We start from the raw sequence: 17,526 nt of genomic DNA, 5'->3' as shown, positions 1-17,526 counted from the left end.
TTTACAAAGCTACTAAAAAGCGTTACCAAAGCAATATTGAAAAAATAGTATACAGACATTAAAAGAGCAGAGATCATAATACCTGATAAACTAGCCTATTCCCCTTGTAACAAAATACCTCCATAATAAGAACAAGTTAAAAATCCTATAAAGGTTAGTATGGTTACTACAATGGTATAATGAATTATTTTAGCCAGCACTATGCCAATTGGCTTACTTCCCTTAGAATATGGAAACACAAGTTTTTCGCCATTTATCTCATCATTTAAAGTACTTGCCAATGTGAATATTATGAATAAGTTTCCAATTTGAAAAAGATCCTTAATATAATTATTAATCGCACTCTTAGGAGTAGCAATAAAAAGTGAACTTAAATCTCCTTGTAATTGCTTTTCTAATATTTTTGGAAGTAATTTTAACATAAATGGATCTAAAATAGCGAATGCAATTATTCCTACAGCAAGTATTATATATTTATATTGTCTTTTGGATTCCATTATTTCTTTCTTAAAATACGCCTTAAAGGTTGTCATTTTTATTCACCAGCCTTATAAAAATATCTTCAAGATTACTTTTTCTTAAATGATAAGATAAAATATTATTTTCTCCCTTAACAAGTAGTTTTAAAAGTTCAGATTTAGCAACATCTAAATCATTAACATAGATAGAGGCCTTATTTTCATTTATCAAAACTTTTTCCACCCACTTAAAGTTTAAAAGAATTTTATCTAAGTTTACACAGTGTTTTTCAAACTCAATATCGAATATAGGTTGAATATACTTACTCTTTAAACTCTCTAAATTATCAGATATGAGTATTAGCCCCTTATCCAAAATACTTACCTCGTCACAAATCCTTTCTATATCACTCAAAATATGAGTTGAGATAAAAACAGTGGTTCCATTTGACTTCAAGTCTTTAATAAATTCTAATATTTCCATTCTTCCCTCAGGGTCTAGTGCAGAGGTTGGCTCATCTAAAAAAACTATTTCTGGCTTATTAAAGAGTGCAACTGCAATTCCTAATCGCTGCTTCATTCCACCTGAATATTGTCCTATTTTTCTCTTTGCTACCGAGCTGAGCTTTACAATTTTTAAAATCTCTGTAGTTCTCTCCCTTATATTCTTTTGGGGCATTCTAGCTATTTCACCAATAAAGTGCAGATATTCAACAGCATTCATGTAATTATAGAAAACAGGATTTTGTGGAAGATACCCCACTTTTCTTAATAATTGTCTTTTATTCTTTTTAAAATCTTCTCCATCTAAATATATCTCTCCACTATTAAAATCAATTAACCCTGAAAGTATATTCATAGTTGTAGTTTTTCCTGCTCCATTAGGACCTAAAAATCCGTATATGCTTCCCTTTTTTATTTCAAAGGATATATTCTTTAAAACTTCAAAGTCTCCATATTTTTTATTTATATTTACCACTTTAATCATCTTATTCACGCTCTCTTCCTATTAATAAAAAAGTTATGGCACCTATTAATTGAATGAAAATTATAATTAATGCCCATACCCACTTAGGTAAAAATTTTGTTCTGTCTCGCGATAATCTATATAAGCAGAAAACCACAAGAACTACCTCTAGTATAATTACAGGTGCAAGTAATTTTATTATATCGAGTAAAGCCATTCCTTCAAACATATTCTATTCCCCCTTTTCATATTTTCATAACTTTAACGTAATCAATATCAAAAAGTTCATTTTATTTTTATTCCGATTTTTGTGCGCAAAAAAAGTATATATTACGCATAATGCATTGAAGCAAGCTTTAGAACTCCTTATTTTATTTTTAATTAAGATGCGTTAAGAAAAACATATGTTTGAGCGACAGCGAGTTTATGTTTTTTGGCAGATTAATTAAAAATAAAATTAGTAGTTCTTAGCGAAGTGAATGCATTAATAGTAATATATACTTTTTTATTATATAGGAAACAGCTTGCGGAAACCGCTGTGGATAACATTCTAGCTAAAAAATAGATAGAAAAAATCAGATAAATATGAGATGATTAAATCATGAAAATAAATAAGATTACTATAAAACAAATATTTGAAGATAATTATCCAGAGTTTTGGAAATTGAATAAAGAAAAGTATCCTGAAAAGATGAGAGAACATATGAATATCGAAGTAATGAAAATGATAGGATGTGGAGATATTTCATTAGGTTTTGTTGCGTATATATGCTTAAAATGTTTAGAAGTATTTAAAATAGGGTTTACATGCAAAAGTAGATTTTGCAGTAAATGTGGGAAAAAGTACATAAGTGAATGGGTAGAAAAACAAGTAAACAAGATTTTAGATGTACCGCATAGACATTGTGTATTCACAATACCAGCTGAATATAGGAATTATTTTTACTGGAATAGGGAGTGCTTAAAAGATTTACAAGACATGGTATATGAGGCTATAAACGAGTTTGCGAATGGTGTAAACTATAAAAATAGAGAAGAGTATCAGAAAAAGAAAAGGGGTAAAAAAGGAGGAGTACTTTGGCAAAGTGGAATGATAGGAGTAGTGCATACATTTGGAAGGAATGTAGGTTTTAATCCACATGTCCATGCATTGGTTCCAGAAATAAAAACAAAAGGCAATGAAGTTAAGGAGATGGAATACCTTGACTACAAATATTTCAGAAAAGTTTGGCAGTTTAAATTAATAAATTATATGATAAGTAAAAAGCCAGAGAAGAACGCAGAATACTTAAAAATGTTTAAAGATTATCCTGATGGATTCTATATAAATGCAAAATCAAGAATGAAAAGTGCAAGAGGTGCAGCAAGATATATAGGCAGATACTTAGCAAGGCCTGCGATAGCAGAATATAGAATACTTAGTTATGATGAGAAAAATGTAACGTTTTGGTATAAGAGTCATGAAACCAATGAGAGAGTAGAAGAAACAGTTACAGCGCAAGTATTCGTAGGTAGATTATTAATGCATATTACCCCTAAATATTTCAAGATGGTTAGACTATACGGAGTATATTCAGGCAGTATAAGTGTAAAAGTTCGGAAGTGTTTTGGTCTTTTGCAATACATAAAAAGTGGTCTTAAGGCAATTCAGTTCACACTAAAAATAAATTGGAAAAAGGAAACAAGAAAAATGACTTATAGAGAATTAATGATTATTAATTTTTCCAAAGATCCGAGAAAGTGTTTAAAATGCGGCCAGCTAATGGAATTGTGGCAAATATGGCATAGAAAGTATGGGTATATATATGATATGGGAACGTATTAAAAGAATTTTTAAAGGTAAAGTGAATGAGGATAGCATACCATTTCGACCACAAGAACGTGATAAAATGATACTTTTTAAATGTAAAAAATGTGGGTTTGAAGAAGAAGTGCCTGACTTTGTTGCGTTTGAATGTTATACGCCTGAAGAATATGACAAGAAAAGTGGTAGTCCTATTGTTTTGTGTATAGAATGTGGTTCAGATATGATAATTAAGAGGTGATGCCACACTATTTGTGGAGCATCACTTTAATACTCGACCGTAGGGAGATTTTGTTCTTATATAGGAAACAGCTTGCGGAAACCGCTGTGGATAACATTCTAGCTAAAAAATAGATAGAAAAAATCAGATAAATATGAGATGATTAAATCATGAAAAAAAATAAGATTACTATAAAACAAATATTTGAAGATAATTATCCAGAGTTTTGGAAATTGAATAAAGAAAAGTATCCTGAAAAGATGAGAGAACATATGAATATCGAAGTAATGAAAATGATAGGATGTGGAGATATTTCATTAGGTTTTGTTGCGTATATATGCTTAAAATGTTTAGAAGTATTTAAAATAGGATTTACATGCAAAAGTAGATTTTGCAGTAAATGTGGGAAAAAGTACATAAGTGAATGGGTAGAAAAACAAGTAAACAAGATTTTAGATGTACCACATAGACATTGTGTGTTCACAATACCCGCTGAGTACAGAAAATATTTTTTCTGGAATAGAGAGAGTCTTAAAGACCTGCAAGACATGGTGTATGAGGTTATAAATGAGTTTGCAAATGGTGTAAACTATAAAAATAGAGAAGAATATCAAAAGAAGAAAAGGAGCAAAAAAGGAGGAGTACTTTGGCAAAGTGGAATGATTGGAGTAGTTCATGCATTTGGAAGGAATATAGGATTTAACCCTCATGTGCATGCATTGGTTCCAGAAATAAAAACAAGGAGTAACGAAGTTAAAGATATGTGCTTCTTCGACTATGAGTATTTTAGGAAGGTATGGCAGTACAAATTAATAAATTATATGATTAGTAAAAATCCAGAGAAAAAAACAGAGTACTTAAAAATGTTCAAAGATTATCCAGATGGATTTTATATAAATGCAAAATCAAGAATGAAAAGCGCAAGAGGTGCAGCAAGATATATCGGTAGATATTTAGCAAGGCCCGCGATAGCAGAATATAGAATACTTAGTTATGATGGGAAAAATGTAACGTTTTGGTATAAGAGTCATGAAACCAATGAAAGAGTAGAAGAAACAGTTACAGCGCAAGTATTTGTAGGTAGATTATTAATGCATATTACCCCTAAATATTTCAAGATGGTTAGACTATACGGAGTATATGCAGGCAGTATAAGTGTAAAAGTTCGGAAGTGTTTTGGTCTTTTGCAATACATAAAAAGTGGTCTTAAGGCAATTCAGTTCACACTAAAAATAAATTGGAAAAAGGAAACAAGAAAAATGACTTATAGAGAATTAATGATTATTAATTTTTCCAAAGATCCGAGAAAGTGTTTAAAATGCGGCCAGCTAATGGAATTGTGGCAAATATGGCATAGAAAGTATGGGTATATATATGATATGGGAACGTATTAAAAGAATTTTTAAAGGTAAAGTGAATGAGGATAGCATACCATTTCGACCACAAGAACGTGATAAAATGATACTTTTTAAATGTAAAAAATGTGGGTTTGAAGAAGAAGTGCCTGACTTTGTTGCGTTTGAATGTTATACGCCTGAAGAATATGACAAGAAAAGTGGTAGTCCTATTGTTTTGTGTATAGAATGTGGTTCAGATATGATAATTAAGAGGTGATGCCACACTATTTGTGGAGCATCACTTTAATACTCGACCGTAGGGAGATTTTGTTCTTTTTTATTTTTTATTTTTTAATATTACTCGTGTTACTAATAAATAAATAAGAAGACTACTTGGAATATTAATCAGTGCAAAAATGCCCCAAAGCCAATAATATTTTTCTTTACGTCTTCTTGCATCACAAAATACCCAAGCTCCTTGGATTAATAAGATAGGAATAGCTATTGCAATCACTATAATTAGTTTATTATTTAAAATCACTATTAACCTTCACTCCCCCTTCTTTTGATTGCTAAAACAGGTATTATTATCCAAGGAATAATGGTAATAATAAAAATTTGTGAAATAATTAGCATCTTAGGACCTAAGATACTGATGGCTATAGCATATACAGAAAGAATTATAAAAGATGATAATATAAACAAAATGAATTCTTTATTGGCCTTTCTCTTTTCTCTTATAGACTCTCCTTGTTCTATTATGTTTAATGTATCTATATCAAAATCAAATATATCTTCATTTAAAACGTCCATTTTATTAGCTGTGGAATTAAGGACACTTTTAAATTCTTTATAATCGTCACTAAACTTTGTATTTTTATCAACCTTTTCATGAGCTTCATTATAAAATTCATCAATTAAAGAGTTTTTAATTTTATCAGAATCCTTCATTTACATAATCCCATTCCTTTCAATTTCACTTATTATATATTTCACTGTATTATGGAGCCTTGATCTAACTGTTCCAAGGGGACATCCTAAAATTTCTGATATTTCCTCATATTTGTAACCATAATAATGCTTTAAAATAAATACAGCCCTTTTCTCATAGGGTAGTTTTAAAATTATTTTCATTATCTCTTTATATTCATAATTTGATATTACAATATCCTCCACCTGTTTACCTTTATCAGTTAAACTTTCCTCGACTAGTTTAAAGGACTTATTCTTTCTTAAATAATCCCTGTAAACATTAGTGGCTATTTTTATGAGCCAGGTAGAAAACTTTGCTCTAGGCTCAAACTTATTTATATTAATCACAGATTTAAGCAATGCATCCTGAATAATATCCTGTGCTAAGTGTGGGTCTCCTACCATTTTAATAACATAGCCTTTTAAAATATTGTAATTATCTTTTAAAAGAGAATTTAGCGCGATTTTATTTCCATCCTTAGCTTTATTAATAAGTTCTAGTTCATCCAATAATAATCACTCCTAGCAATCCTTTAACGCAAATATTGATTAATAAGTTCACTATATTTATTATAATATATAAAGATTAAGTAAAGGACCTAAAAAGTAAAAAATCCTGAGCTCAAAGAGTTCAGGATTTTTTAACATTAATAATACTAGTACTATAAACGAGCGAATTTGATAACAAATTATTCCATTATAAATTAATGTCAATTGTCCTAAGCTATTTTTAGTGTTTTAAAAATAGCTTCAAGAGAATTTCCTAGGTCAGCTTGATTAAAGATCCAAGATACCCTTTCTTTTTTAGATTGGTTTCTTGCATTCTTAATACCAACGTTAAAATTTAACGTGCCATTGCTTACTTCCAATTCGCAATATACGTAGGTAATCATTAGCAGCAAGAAGTATCTGTTTATACTTCGGTTACTTCTTACTTGGTAATGATTTAAACCAAGATGTTTTTTAGTTTCTCTAAAAAAGGTTTCAATTGGCCATCTAAATTTATAGTGATTTAGGAGTTCTTCAGTAGTAATAGTAGTATCTAGACTTATGAATGCTCTTAAGCAACCAGGTTTAAATAGAGCCTCTTTAGGCCAACAAAGAGCTATCAAAGAATCATTTGCATCATTAAGCTTGCCTCTATATGTGTAGACAAAATATTCATTGTTGCCAACTTTGACTAGGTCGACATCATCCTTAGTTAATATCTCGCACATATGATTAAGCTTAATTCCAAGTTTTTCACGACCTTTTGGATATATCACTCTATTTGTTCTTAGACCACCAATATAGGCGTAGCCTGATCCTTTAGAAACTGCGAACAATTTTTTATTACTATACCAACTATCACATAAAACATAACCTTCATTTACTGGTTTGGGTAATGATTTTATAAACTCAATTGCCATTTGGATTTTACTCATATTTTCTTTGTCGTATATCGCCATAGTATATGGCATCACAAGTGTATCGCACAGTAACATAACGGTAACTAATTGATGACCATAAACTGTTTTACCTTTTAAATGAGAATGGTGGAATCCACATTTTTCAGTAGGTTTCTTAGCCTTTGACGAGGGCACAGTCTTCTCCGAAATAGTGTCATCTATTACAACATAAATAGGTTTACCAGTTGTTTTAGACGTCTCCCATATTCTCATAATTACACGTTTTTTTAGGGCTTTTTCAACAAAGTTTTCGTCCCATGGACTCTCCGATAGAAACTTTCCAATATTAGTCCTATGCCTAACCGGCATAAAATCTGAAACGTCGGTTACTTTTCCACAGTAGCCTTTTGTCACCATAGAATTTATAAATAATATTAGATGATGAATTTGAGGAGTTGTGAGATAAAGAGTTATCTTTAATTCAATTAAAAATTTGTATATTGTCGATGATTTTGTTACAATTGAGTTATTAAACATTTATGTTTTCTCCTTAGTTGTATTTTGTGTAGTGACTTAATTATAACAGGAGAATGTATAAATGTTTTTTTTTTGATATATGGAGATTGGTGGAATCATTTTCGCTCATTTATAGACTAGTAGTGTTAAAAATATAGTAATGCAAAAACATGAAATAAATGGTATCATTTATAAATATAGTTAAATCATCTCCTGCGGAGCTGCAACATCTCCATAGGAGATGCATAGCTTCGCAGAGGATAAATTAACACTTCAGAAGGGGCTTTATACTCCCCCTGAAATTTTCTGTTTGTTAGGGTATGTAACTCCCTCTTATAGAAGTGGGAGACTTCCTTCTGAAATGTCGTTAAATGAAAAACTAATTATGGGGGGATTGATGACAACCAGCATGTTAAAAGTTATTGCAATTTTATTAATGTTAATTGACCAAGTAGGGGCAGCACTTTTCCCAGAGGTTATAATTCTAAGAATGATAGGGAGATTATCATTTCCTATATTCGCTTATTTAATTGTTGTAGGATATTCTAAAACAAAATCATTTTCTAAATCTTTACGAAGATTATTAATATTTGCAGTTGTATCACAAATACAATTTTCATTAGCTTTTGGGGAACAGTTTAGTATACAGAGTTTCTCTGATTTTGTAAGATTTTTTATAGGAAGTCCAGATCCACATTTAAATATTTTCTTTACATTAGCATATGGATTATTGGTAATAGATAAATGAGATAAAAGTGAGTCTAAATTTGGTAAAATAGTATTTGCAGTAGCAATGGGACTAACAACTGAAATGTTTCATGCGGATTACGGAATTTATGGAGTTGCTATGTTTCTTGCATTTTACGTTTTTAGAGATAGTAAGATTAAAACAATTATATCTCAGATTGGTGTATATGTATTATTTAATGCATCACAAATATTATTCTATATGTACGAATTTTCAGTAACGACAATAGAGCTAGTTTGGTTTAATCAAGCATTATCCCTATTAGCATTAATTTTTATATTTAGGTATAATGATAAGAAGGGTAAAGATTTAAAATACTTTTTTTATGCTTTTTATCCAGTACATTTATTAGTAATAGGATTAATAAAAATCTTTGCGTAAAACATTATTATAATATCAATAATGAATACACAAAGAAATTATTAGAAAGATAACATGAAGAAAAGGAGGGTTAAGAAGTATGAACTGGGAAATAAAAAAATTTAATGAACTAAGTGGTGAAGAAGTATATGAAATTTTAAAACTTAGAAGTGAAGTCTTTGTTATAGAGCAGCAATGCATTTATGAGGAGTGTGATGGTAAAGATAATAAATCTTATCATTTATTTGCAAAAGAAAATGGGCAAATCATTGTTTACCTAAGGATTTTAGAAAAAGGTGTTTCTTATAATGAGATATCTATAGGAAGGGTCTTAACTGATAAAAAATATCGTGGTAAAGGTTTAGCAAAACAAATGATGCTAAGAGCAATAGGATTTATCGAGAATAATTTAAATGAGAAGGCAATTAGGATTGGAGCACAAGAGTATTTAATAAATTTTTATTCGAGTTTAGGGTTTGTGAGGGTTTCTGAGGTATATTTGGAAGATAACATTCCACATATAGAAATGTTATATAAAAAGCTTTAACGACATTTCAGCATCAGCCTCATCTTAATAGTCCTTTTTATAAAAAATAAATTAAACCCTATCTATATATATAGGGTTTAATTTAAGTTATAGAAAATATATAATTTTTTAATGTTTAGCAGGCAATTCATCTAAGCTTTTTAGTTCATAGCCTTTGCTTTCCCATTCGGTAATTACATCATCTAATATTTCAGCATTGGTTTTTGACACTGCATGTAGTAACATAATTCCACCATTGTGGGTTCTTTGCATAATACGTTTTTTTGCAGCTTCATGGGATGGTTGTTTGTCAGTAAGCCAATCCATATAAGCGAAACTCCAGAATATGGTTTTATATCCGTAGTTTTGAGTATATTGTAAGGATAACTCACTATATTTCCCCATCGGAGGTCTAAAATACTTAGACATCTTTTTATGAGTAATATTTTCAAATGCTTCTTCTACATCAGATAATTCTTTTTTGAATTTATCTTCATCCTTTATAGAAGCCATTGAAGGGTGGTGATTACTATGGTTGCATACTAAGTGCCCCTCGGCTACCATTCTTTTAATTAATTCTGGGTTAGAAGTAATATAGGGTTTTACAACGAAAAATGCTGCTTTTACATTATGCTTTTTTAAAACATCTAAAATTGGAGCGGTATATCCAGCTTCATAACCCTCATCAAAAGTTAGATATAATATCTTTTTCGATGTATCTCCTAAATGATAACATCCATACTTTGATATAAAGCCTTTGGTTTCTTTAGGTCCCTCAGGTGGATTATTGTCATTACGTGGTTGGAAATACCAATTATATTCTTTAGTGCTTAATCCAGTATAGGCCTTAGTAATACTAAAGACACTTTTGAAAAAATTTACTATGCTAGGTGTTTTTGAACCTTGATTATTATAATATCCATTGTTTGAGTCTTTAATTGAAATATTGCCTAAATCTTTGCTATAAGCAACACTTGAAAAAGAGTTAACAAAAAACATTGAAGAAACAATAATACTTAACATCTTTCCTTTCAGAACAATCACCTCTAGTTTATTTTATTTAGATAGATTAATATATAACTTAGTATGCTCAGTAGATGTGTGTAGATATTCTTGAATCTAATGTTACATAATTAGTAATTTTTATTAATATTCCCATAAATATATCTTCACGACATTTTGAAGTTACAATTTCATAAAAATTTTACTTTCAGGTTATTATTATTGTATACTATTAGTATGTCTACAGTGGAGGCGATTAAATGGAATTAAGTTTAGAGCAACAAAAAATGATTCATATCAAACCCTCAAGATATAGCTTAATTAGAGGAATTCAAGGTTCAGGTAAAACGACAGCAGCCATTTATAGAAGTCTTTATTTAAAAAATAACTATTGTTTATATGAAGAGGATAAAATATTAATGTTAGCATCTAAGGATGAAGACATAAATTATATTGAAAATATATATAACAGAGCAGAAGAAGAAACTAGGTTAGATTATTTAAGTCTATTTTCTAATAGTGAAAGAAACTTTCATGTGGTTACATTAGAAAGTATTTTACATAGATATTTTATTAAATATAAAAACAAGCATAAATTAAAAAATAAAATAATCTTTCATAATGATAAAAAAAATAGCATTATGAAAGATTGCATATTAGAAATTAAAAATATTTATCCAAGACTAAGAATATTACATACAGATTATGCTCAATTTTTTATAGAAGAAGTAAAGTGGATAAAAAGTTGCAATTACTTAAAAGCTGATTTGTATTTGCATGTAAATAGAAGAGGAAGAAAATGCGAAAAAGGACAAGGACCTCAAAGAATTCTTAAAAATTCAACTGCTAGGAAAGCAATATTTCAACTTATGATCACGTATAATGAAAAGCTTAAATCAGAGGGTTTAGTTGACAATGAAGATATTAATATATATGCTCTGCGAATGGCACAAACGACTACAGTGGGCAGGTATTCTCATATCATAATTGACAAAAGTAATAATTTAACTAAGATACAAGTGGATTTTATTAATGCATTATTTAATGAAAAATCTTATTCGAACATGGTGTTTCTTCTTGATGTGGATAGACCACACAATTCTAATTCATGGATGATGAAAGGCAAAAGAGTTAATACTAAACCGCTAGGAGAAAAAGTAAAGTCTTATTCATTCAAAAAATACTATAAAACACAAGAAAAGCTCCAAAAAAAGTGTGATGAAATAACAAGCAAAAACTTGGATATTAATTCACTTGAGAACTTTAAGTATTGTGATATAAGACATAACAGAGCATATGAGTTTATGAGGGATTATAGTAGAAGATCAGATATTATAGTAAATGATGAAAAAGGCAACTATGAGTATATAAATGAGGAATTATTGGAGCTACCCGTGTATAGTGATATAGCAGCAGGCGAACCTATGCTTATTAATTCTGAAATGGAAGGTAAATTTTATATCCCGAAATATTGGTTAAAGGGAGTAAAAAACCCATTCATTTTAAAGGTTAAAGGTGACAGTATGATTGGGGCTCACATTAATAATGGAGATTATGTAGTAATACGGCAGGAACAAGCTGCAAATAATAAGGATATCGTAGCAGTTGACATAGGCGGAAATGCTACTTTAAAGAGACTTTCTATAAACAAAGATAGAATATTACTTATGCCAGAGAATGAAAAATATCAGCCTATTGTAGTAGATAGTGAAGATACATACATTTTAGGAGTAGCTATAGGAATTATAAAGCATGAAAATTAATCTATTTGAAAGGAGCTAAGTTATGATGAAGATATTTTTTATTTCCGATATCCATGGTTCTTTATACTATCTTAAAAAGGCTATAGAGCGGTATAAAGAAGAGGGAGCGGGTTATATAGTGCTTTTAGGAGATGTGTTATATCATGGCCCAAGAAATCAATTGCCAAAGGATTACAATCCACAATTAGTAGCTAGTCTCTTAAACGAATATAAAGATAAAATAATAGCTGTTAGAGGGAACTGTGATAGTGAGGTGGATCAAATGATTATTGAGTATCCTATGATGTCTGATTATTCTATAATATTATGCAATAATCGAAGATTATTTTTGACTCATGGGCACATATATAATGAGGATAATTTGCCCGAACTAAGTGAAAATGATGTTATGGTATTTGGACACACGCATGTCCCTGTAGCTAAAAAACACAATAAAATATATGTGTTAAATCCTGGCTCGGTATCTTTACCTAAGGAAAATAACCCTAATTCTTATGCAATACTCAAAGATGATTTATTTCAAATAAAAGATTTAGATGGCGCTGTTATAAAAGAAATAAAATTATAAAAAATAATACCTCAGGGTGCCCTGAGGTATTATTTTTTATTTTCTAAGAAAAAAGCTAAATTGATCCTTTGTTGTAGTTGTAACAGATAGATTTCGTTTATGAAGTATACTATCAAATACTTCAAGTTGACCATCACATACATAGGCATAATCAGTTTTACCATCTTTTACCCAACCCATAAATACATAGGCATGGGAAGGCGTACCAGGACTTTCTGGCATATCTGTAGTGAAACATATATCACCTTTTTTTAATTTAGTGAAGTCAGTATTCTTTTTCCAGTCCATAGAAGTTAAAGATTCCATTAATCCCTTTACTGTTGTTGTATTCGCAGGGATAGCAATGGAATTAATTCTCAAAATCTCTGATAAGAGACATACAGTAACACCCTTTTGATTTCCACTATTTAAAGTAATTGCTTTTTTTAGGACAGATGTTCTATTTGCGTCTATATTTAAATATTCATAAATTTTAGTTGAAGTTACGGTAGGGTTAATGGTGTCAGGTTTAGTAGTTTCAGTAACTTCAGGAGCTTTAGTAGATGGGCTAGCATTGGGGTTTTTTTGGACTGATTTAATGGTAGCTACATCTGCTTTGGGTTTCATGAATGAGGTGTTCATAAAAATAGAAAATATAATTATAGATACTATAACTATACCAAGTCCTAAAACAACCGCATTGTTCTTAAACTCGTTTTTGTCTGCTAACTCATGCATTTCTTTTATGTATTTTTCACTTTCCTCATCATCTTTTAACTTAGCAACTTCACTATTGTCAGTTTTAGAGTCAGGTTTTTCAGGAATATTTTTGTTTGAATACAAATTATTTATAATTTCATTATTTTCATTATTTTCATTATTTACTAGGTCCTCTTTATTCATATTTTTCTGCTTGCCAATATAGGTAGAAATTTATCGGGTAACCTATATTTTTGCAGCACCTCCCTTTATTTTATATTGATTCTATCAAAGCTTTAATTTTAAAAATTATTTATCAACTGACACAGTTTACTAAATTATTTACACCACCTACTTTTTATATTATAATTATAACATATTAAGAGGTATCTGAGTGCTATTTGTAGGAGTTTAAAGTAATTTAATATTTTGTGAAATATATTACAGTTATTGTGTTTATAATGTAATATAAAGATTGATTTTGTTTAGAACAAGACTGTAGTATAATATAATTAAAATTAATAAGTGAGGGATGTATAATGGCGGTAAAAATAGTCACTGATAGTACCTCATATATAAGTGAGGATTTAAGGAAAAAATATGATATTTCGATAGTTTCATTAAGTGTTATTTTTGGAAATAAGGAGTTCAAAGAAACCCTTATTGAAAATGAAAGTTTTTACGAAAAACTAGATAAGAACTTAAGTATTCCTACTTCATCACAACCATCGCTTGTGGAAATGTACAATATGATAGAAAATCAGGTAAGAGATAATAATGAAGTGGTTGGTGTTTTCCTTTCTTCAGACATGAGTGGAACTTATTCAAATGCATGCCTTGCAAAAAGTATGATTCTTGAAAACTACCCAAATGCACTAATTGAGATTATAGATTCTAGATCCAATTGCATGCAATTAGGCTTTGCAGCCTTAACAGCGGCGATTGCGTCGCAACAAGGAAAATCAATAAATGAAGTAGTTGATATAGTAAAAAACAATATAAAAAGAAGTAGATTTATGTTTATTCCTGATAATTTAGAGTATCTAAAAAAAGGTGGCAGAATAGGTGGTGCAAGTGCACTGTTAGGTACTATTTTTCAAATCAAACCTATTCTTACCGTAGTGGATGGAAAAACAGAATTATTTAATAAAGTAAGGACTAAAAAACGTGCAATACAAACTATGATTGATAAATTCATTGAGGACATAACAAAACATGGACTTGGAGAGGTAATGATTCATCACATAAATGATGTTGAAGGAGCACGGGCTTTTGCAAAAAAAGTCGAAGAATGTATAGGAAAAAAAATAGACATAGCTCCAATTGGTCCTGTAATAGGAACTCATGTTGGACCTGGTGCATTAGGTATTGTTTATTATACAAAGACAGATTTATAAATTAAGTAAAGCCGTATTGTGTATATATAGTACGGCTTTGCTTATAAAATAATTTGAATAAAACACGAGATACACTTAGTAAGTTATGTTTTTAAGTAGTCTTTTTAGTATATTTTTTTTGAAATAGTTAAAGTTTCAATTAAATTTTGAAGGTGAAAGTTAAATACTATGTTTATATCATTACTAATGTACGGGTAACTAAACATATTTTCATTAAATAATTCATTTATTCTAATACAGTTACTCTCGTTGATATAACAATTAGAATGAGAAGGCGTAAAGGTTAAAGACTTTAGTATAACTAGGTGATTATAAGCAGTTTTAGAAGTATCTATGACTTTGTTAATTTTAAGTATATGGTGGCTTTCAACATTCTCACTTTGTATTTCACTTAAGTATGAGTCTAATGATTTTTCCAATTTGGATATTTGGATGTTTAAACTAGAAAGATTAATATCTGTATTGAAATTAATCATCTCTTTAGAAATTATAAAAACATTATGGGTTAGATTTTCTGCATCCCTATGTAAGTTATCTAAGTATTTACGATGGAATATAAGATAGTTTACTGAAACTGATACAAAAATACCGATAAGAGTTTCTTCAACCCTACTTAAACTATAAAATAGAGGAGTGCCTTGTTTAAGATTCGTCATTATTGCTAAAAAAACTACGCATGCAATTATAATAGACTTTTTTCTATTAAGAAGATTCAAAGAATAAATTACGAATATTATTCCAATGCTGGTAAGAAATACATTGTTAGGACTTATAAGTGTGAATATTAATCCCCAAATTGCACCTACAATAGTACCAATCATTCTGTTTTTACCAGCAGTAAAGGAATCATGTACAGCACTTTGCATTGTTATTACAGCAGCTATACATGCATAAAAGGGAAATGTATTATGAAAAGCTCTTAGTATAATTATACATAAAAAAACTGAAATTGCAGTCTTTATATTTCTCATTCCTATTTTTTGCACACTGTTGCCTCCTGTTTTATTCTGTAGGGTAGATATAGTTTAGTGAATTAGAATTAGTGATAGATGTATAGAATAAGTTATAAAGTATGAATAAACTTGCAACCTAAAATTACATTTATACATTGACAAATAATAAAATTTAAATTAAAATAGAAAGAAATTATAAAACATAAAAATTACAAATAAAAGTAAAGTACACTTTTAAATTAGTCCTGTGAGACTAGGAAGGAGTATAGTTAATTATGGCATGTGTTTTTTGTTCTGTCAATTTTGAATTTAATACTATTAAATATAACACAATTAATAATATTAAGAATAATACTATAGATTTATTTTCTATTTTGTTAATAAATGCTATTAATATATTAATAAAGGATAACAGAGAGATTATTTAAATAATCTCTCTGTTATCCTTTATTTTATTGAAAAAACATAATGATTTTTTAATAAAAATGAGCAAAACCAATTAATATGGAAAGCACTTGATTTTTATTGTGCATAAATATTATACTAAATGAATAATAAAATTAGAAAAAACATTGCAATATTATAAAAAAAAATATATAATAAATAGAATTAAGCCAGTATGTATGGGGAATATGGCTAATAGTAACTTTGAAAACATATATATATATTAGAAAACATATAATATGCATGAAAATGAATAAATATTCATAGATGTCTTTTATTAATTAGAGAAAATTTTTAGTTTTACTAAGGAGGATTTAGTATGAAGGGTAAGTTGATTTTAGAGAATGGAATAATATTTGAAGGCGATATATTTGGGTGTTTAGAAGAAAATGTTGGGGAAGTAGTTTTTAATACGGGTATGACTGGATATGAAGAAGTTTTAACGGACCCATCTTATTATGGACAAATAGTGACAATGACGTATCCGCTCATCGGGAATTATGGAATTAATTTGGAGGATGTAGAGTCAAAGTATCCGAAGGTAAAGGGGTTCATTGTTAGAGAAAAATGTGATTATCCTAATAACTTTAGATGCGAAATGGATTTGGAAGCATACTTTAAACAAAATAAAATAATAGGACTCGAAGGAATTGATACAAGGGCATTAACAAAAATACTTAGAAATAACGGGACCATGAAAGGTATTATTGCTACAAAGGAACTTACTAAAATTGAAATAAATCAAAAATTTGCGAGTTTTAATAATAACGATGCGGTGATGAAAGTTACAACGAAAGAGCGCTACACGATTGAGGGCACGGGACGACATGTGGCTATTATAGATTTTGGAATAAAGGAAAATATACTTCGCTCGTTTATTGCGAGAAATTGCAAATTAACAATATTTCCTGCATGCGAGAAATCGGAAGAAATATTAAAGCTTAACCCTGATCTAGTATTTTTATCGAATGGACCTGGGGACCCGGAGGATTTGCAAGAAGTGATCAAGATGTTGGGAGAGATTATAGGTAAAAAACCTATAGTTGGAATTTGCCTAGGGCATCAACTTTTAGCGTTAGCCCTTGGCGGAAAAACTGAAAAACTTAAGTTTGGTCATAGAGGGTGTAATCATCCAGTTAAAGATGTAGAAGAGAATAAGGTTTATATTACATCGCAAAACCACGGATATTATGTGAGTAAACTGCCGGAAGATATGGAGGTTACGCATGTAAGTGTAAATGATGGAACGATAGAAGGAATGAGACATAAAAAACTACCGATACTTAGCGTACAGTTCCATCCGGAGGCTTGTCCGGGGCCTAAAGATATAGATGCTATTTTTGATAAATTTCTGTCGCTGATATAGGTTAGATATTTAAAACTGAAAGTTGAGAAGGAAAGTTAAGAACTAATGAAATTAGGATA

The 17,526-nt window shown here is 29.7% G+C and carries 19 protein-coding genes and 1 pseudogene; 10 read left to right on the top strand and 10 right to left on the bottom strand.

Annotated elements, in window-relative coordinates; all coding sequences use genetic code 11:
- Positions 1 to 95: 95 nt before the first annotated feature.
- Genes ACWJKP_RS12420 through ACWJKP_RS12410 form a run of 3 tightly spaced genes read right to left on the bottom strand, consistent with a single transcriptional unit; the run spans position 96 to position 1,654 of the window.
- Positions 96 to 533, bottom strand: coding sequence for a hypothetical protein (locus tag ACWJKP_RS12420; RefSeq protein WP_165413516.1), 438 nt, complete (start codon positions 531 to 533; stop codon positions 96 to 98).
- A complete protein-coding gene (locus tag ACWJKP_RS12415; protein WP_165413521.1) occupies positions 520 to 1,446 on the bottom strand; it encodes an ABC transporter ATP-binding protein in 927 nt (308 codons plus the stop codon). Before ACWJKP_RS12415 ends, ACWJKP_RS12420 begins: the two co-directional genes overlap by 14 nt.
- A 1-nt stretch (position 1,447) precedes the next feature.
- On the bottom strand, positions 1,448 to 1,654 hold the full coding sequence (locus ACWJKP_RS12410) for a PLD nuclease N-terminal domain-containing protein (protein ID WP_165413517.1): 207 nt from the start codon (positions 1,652 to 1,654) through the stop codon (positions 1,448 to 1,450).
- Positions 1,655 to 2,026: 372 nt separating this feature from the next.
- Here ACWJKP_RS12410 and ACWJKP_RS12405 point away from each other — a divergent pair, with 372 nt between their 5' ends.
- From ACWJKP_RS12405 to ACWJKP_RS12390, 4 genes are all read left to right on the top strand, one after another.
- Complete coding sequence (locus ACWJKP_RS12405; protein WP_165415065.1) at positions 2,027 to 3,250, top strand: IS91 family transposase; 1,224 nt, start codon at positions 2,027 to 2,029, stop codon at positions 3,248 to 3,250.
- Positions 3,231 to 3,470 (top strand): hypothetical protein, encoded by a 240-nt coding sequence (locus tag ACWJKP_RS12400; protein ID WP_165415064.1) that lies wholly within the window; start codon positions 3,231 to 3,233, stop codon positions 3,468 to 3,470. The genes ACWJKP_RS12405 and ACWJKP_RS12400 overlap by 20 nt, the downstream gene beginning before the upstream one ends.
- 149 nt (positions 3,471 to 3,619) lie before the next feature.
- The gene (locus ACWJKP_RS12395) at positions 3,620 to 4,843 is read left to right on the top strand and encodes an IS91 family transposase (RefSeq protein WP_224578775.1); all 1,224 of its coding nucleotides are present in this window, start codon (positions 3,620 to 3,622) and stop codon (positions 4,841 to 4,843) included.
- The gene (locus ACWJKP_RS12390) at positions 4,824 to 5,063 is read left to right on the top strand and encodes a hypothetical protein (protein WP_165415064.1); all 240 of its coding nucleotides are present in this window, start codon (positions 4,824 to 4,826) and stop codon (positions 5,061 to 5,063) included. The genes ACWJKP_RS12395 and ACWJKP_RS12390 overlap by 20 nt, the downstream gene beginning before the upstream one ends.
- Before the next feature lie 60 nt (positions 5,064 to 5,123).
- Here the strand turns inward: ACWJKP_RS12390 and ACWJKP_RS12385 are convergent, their stop codons facing one another.
- The 4 genes from ACWJKP_RS12385 to ACWJKP_RS12370 form a co-directional block, all read right to left on the bottom strand.
- On the bottom strand, positions 5,124 to 5,327 hold the full coding sequence (locus tag ACWJKP_RS12385; protein ID WP_202881903.1) for a hypothetical protein: 204 nt from the start codon (positions 5,325 to 5,327) through the stop codon (positions 5,124 to 5,126).
- 2 nt (positions 5,328 to 5,329) lie between these two features.
- Entirely contained in the window at positions 5,330 to 5,737 is a 408-nt protein-coding gene (locus tag ACWJKP_RS12380; RefSeq protein WP_165415046.1) for a hypothetical protein, read from the bottom strand.
- Entirely contained in the window at positions 5,738 to 6,268 is a 531-nt protein-coding gene (gene sigY / locus ACWJKP_RS12375) for an RNA polymerase sigma factor SigY (RefSeq protein ID WP_165415047.1), read from the bottom strand.
- Positions 6,269 to 6,477: 209 nt separating this feature from the next.
- On the bottom strand, positions 6,478 to 7,683 hold the full coding sequence (locus tag ACWJKP_RS12370; RefSeq protein WP_224578714.1) for an IS701 family transposase: 1,206 nt from the start codon (positions 7,681 to 7,683) through the stop codon (positions 6,478 to 6,480).
- Between the two features lie 220 nt (positions 7,684 to 7,903).
- On the opposite strand from ACWJKP_RS12370, the pseudogene ACWJKP_RS12365 reads away from it, so the two are divergent.
- Positions 7,904 to 8,791 (top strand): annotated as a pseudogene (locus ACWJKP_RS12365) (TraX family protein).
- A gap of 79 nt (positions 8,792 to 8,870) precedes the next feature.
- Positions 8,871 to 9,317, top strand: coding sequence for a GNAT family N-acetyltransferase (locus ACWJKP_RS12360; protein WP_165414206.1), 447 nt, complete (start codon positions 8,871 to 8,873; stop codon positions 9,315 to 9,317).
- Between the two features lie 108 nt (positions 9,318 to 9,425).
- On the opposite strand, the gene pdaA is transcribed toward ACWJKP_RS12360, so the two are convergent.
- Positions 9,426 to 10,319 (bottom strand): delta-lactam-biosynthetic de-N-acetylase, encoded by an 894-nt coding sequence (gene pdaA, locus ACWJKP_RS12355; RefSeq protein ID WP_224578909.1) that lies wholly within the window; start codon positions 10,317 to 10,319, stop codon positions 9,426 to 9,428.
- Positions 10,320 to 10,558: 239 nt separating this feature from the next.
- Here pdaA and ACWJKP_RS12350 point away from each other — a divergent pair, with 239 nt between their 5' ends.
- Positions 10,559 to 12,061: a LexA family protein gene (locus tag ACWJKP_RS12350; protein WP_462961194.1), complete on the top strand. Its 1,503-nt coding sequence runs from the start codon at positions 10,559 to 10,561 to the stop codon at positions 12,059 to 12,061.
- 25 nt (positions 12,062 to 12,086) lie between these two features.
- Complete coding sequence (gene yfcE, locus ACWJKP_RS12345; RefSeq protein ID WP_165414211.1) at positions 12,087 to 12,629, top strand: phosphodiesterase; 543 nt, start codon at positions 12,087 to 12,089, stop codon at positions 12,627 to 12,629.
- A gap of 36 nt (positions 12,630 to 12,665) precedes the next feature.
- On the opposite strand, the gene ACWJKP_RS12340 is transcribed toward yfcE, so the two are convergent.
- On the bottom strand, positions 12,666 to 13,511 hold the full coding sequence (locus tag ACWJKP_RS12340) for a hypothetical protein (protein WP_165414204.1): 846 nt from the start codon (positions 13,509 to 13,511) through the stop codon (positions 12,666 to 12,668).
- Positions 13,512 to 13,846: 335 nt separating this feature from the next.
- Between ACWJKP_RS12340 and ACWJKP_RS12335 the strand changes: the two genes are divergently transcribed.
- Positions 13,847 to 14,704: a DegV family protein gene (locus ACWJKP_RS12335; RefSeq protein WP_165414203.1), complete on the top strand. Its 858-nt coding sequence runs from the start codon at positions 13,847 to 13,849 to the stop codon at positions 14,702 to 14,704.
- Positions 14,705 to 14,808: 104 nt separating this feature from the next.
- Here the strand turns inward: ACWJKP_RS12335 and ACWJKP_RS12330 are convergent, their stop codons facing one another.
- A complete protein-coding gene (locus ACWJKP_RS12330; RefSeq protein ID WP_165414202.1) occupies positions 14,809 to 15,690 on the bottom strand; it encodes an FUSC family protein in 882 nt (293 codons plus the stop codon).
- Positions 15,691 to 16,420: 730 nt separating this feature from the next.
- Here ACWJKP_RS12330 and ACWJKP_RS12325 point away from each other — a divergent pair.
- Positions 16,421 to 17,467, top strand: a complete 1,047-nt coding sequence (locus ACWJKP_RS12325; protein WP_165414201.1) for a carbamoyl phosphate synthase small subunit — start codon at positions 16,421 to 16,423, stop codon at positions 17,465 to 17,467.
- Positions 17,468 to 17,526 lie beyond the last annotated feature (59 nt).

It is taken from the genome of Clostridium sp. CM037, assembly GCF_055081095.1.
This window is presented reverse-complemented; position numbering and strand designations above follow the sequence as displayed.

What these genes read in the sequence shown, in the direction of transcription:
- ACWJKP_RS12420 (WP_165413516.1), bottom strand. Translation starts at nt 533, where the DNA reads ATGACAACCTTTAAGGCGTATTTTAAGAAAGAAATAATGGAATCCAAA.
- ACWJKP_RS12415 (WP_165413521.1), bottom strand. Translation starts at nt 1,446, where the DNA reads ATGATTAAAGTGGTAAATATAAATAAAAAATATGGAGACTTTGAAGTT.
- ACWJKP_RS12410 (WP_165413517.1), bottom strand. Translation starts at nt 1,654, where the DNA reads ATGTTTGAAGGAATGGCTTTACTCGATATAATAAAATTACTTGCACCT.
- ACWJKP_RS12405 (WP_165415065.1), top strand. Translation starts at nt 2,027, where the DNA reads ATGAAAATAAATAAGATTACTATAAAACAAATATTTGAAGATAATTAT.
- ACWJKP_RS12400 (WP_165415064.1), top strand. Translation starts at nt 3,231, where the DNA reads ATGATATGGGAACGTATTAAAAGAATTTTTAAAGGTAAAGTGAATGAG.
- ACWJKP_RS12395 (WP_224578775.1), top strand. Translation starts at nt 3,620, where the DNA reads ATGAAAAAAAATAAGATTACTATAAAACAAATATTTGAAGATAATTAT.
- ACWJKP_RS12390 (WP_165415064.1), top strand. Translation starts at nt 4,824, where the DNA reads ATGATATGGGAACGTATTAAAAGAATTTTTAAAGGTAAAGTGAATGAG.
- ACWJKP_RS12380 (WP_165415046.1), bottom strand. Translation starts at nt 5,737, where the DNA reads ATGAAGGATTCTGATAAAATTAAAAACTCTTTAATTGATGAATTTTAT.
- ACWJKP_RS12370 (WP_224578714.1), bottom strand. Translation starts at nt 7,683, where the DNA reads ATGTTTAATAACTCAATTGTAACAAAATCATCGACAATATACAAATTT.
- ACWJKP_RS12360 (WP_165414206.1), top strand. Translation starts at nt 8,871, where the DNA reads ATGAACTGGGAAATAAAAAAATTTAATGAACTAAGTGGTGAAGAAGTA.
- pdaA (WP_224578909.1), bottom strand. Translation starts at nt 10,319, where the DNA reads ATGTTAAGTATTATTGTTTCTTCAATGTTTTTTGTTAACTCTTTTTCA.
- ACWJKP_RS12350 (WP_462961194.1), top strand. Translation starts at nt 10,559, where the DNA reads ATGGAATTAAGTTTAGAGCAACAAAAAATGATTCATATCAAACCCTCA.
- yfcE (WP_165414211.1), top strand. Translation starts at nt 12,087, where the DNA reads ATGAAGATATTTTTTATTTCCGATATCCATGGTTCTTTATACTATCTT.
- ACWJKP_RS12340 (WP_165414204.1), bottom strand. Translation starts at nt 13,511, where the DNA reads ATGAATAAAGAGGACCTAGTAAATAATGAAAATAATGAAAATAATGAA.
- ACWJKP_RS12335 (WP_165414203.1), top strand. Translation starts at nt 13,847, where the DNA reads ATGGCGGTAAAAATAGTCACTGATAGTACCTCATATATAAGTGAGGAT.
- ACWJKP_RS12325 (WP_165414201.1), top strand. Translation starts at nt 16,421, where the DNA reads ATGAAGGGTAAGTTGATTTTAGAGAATGGAATAATATTTGAAGGCGAT.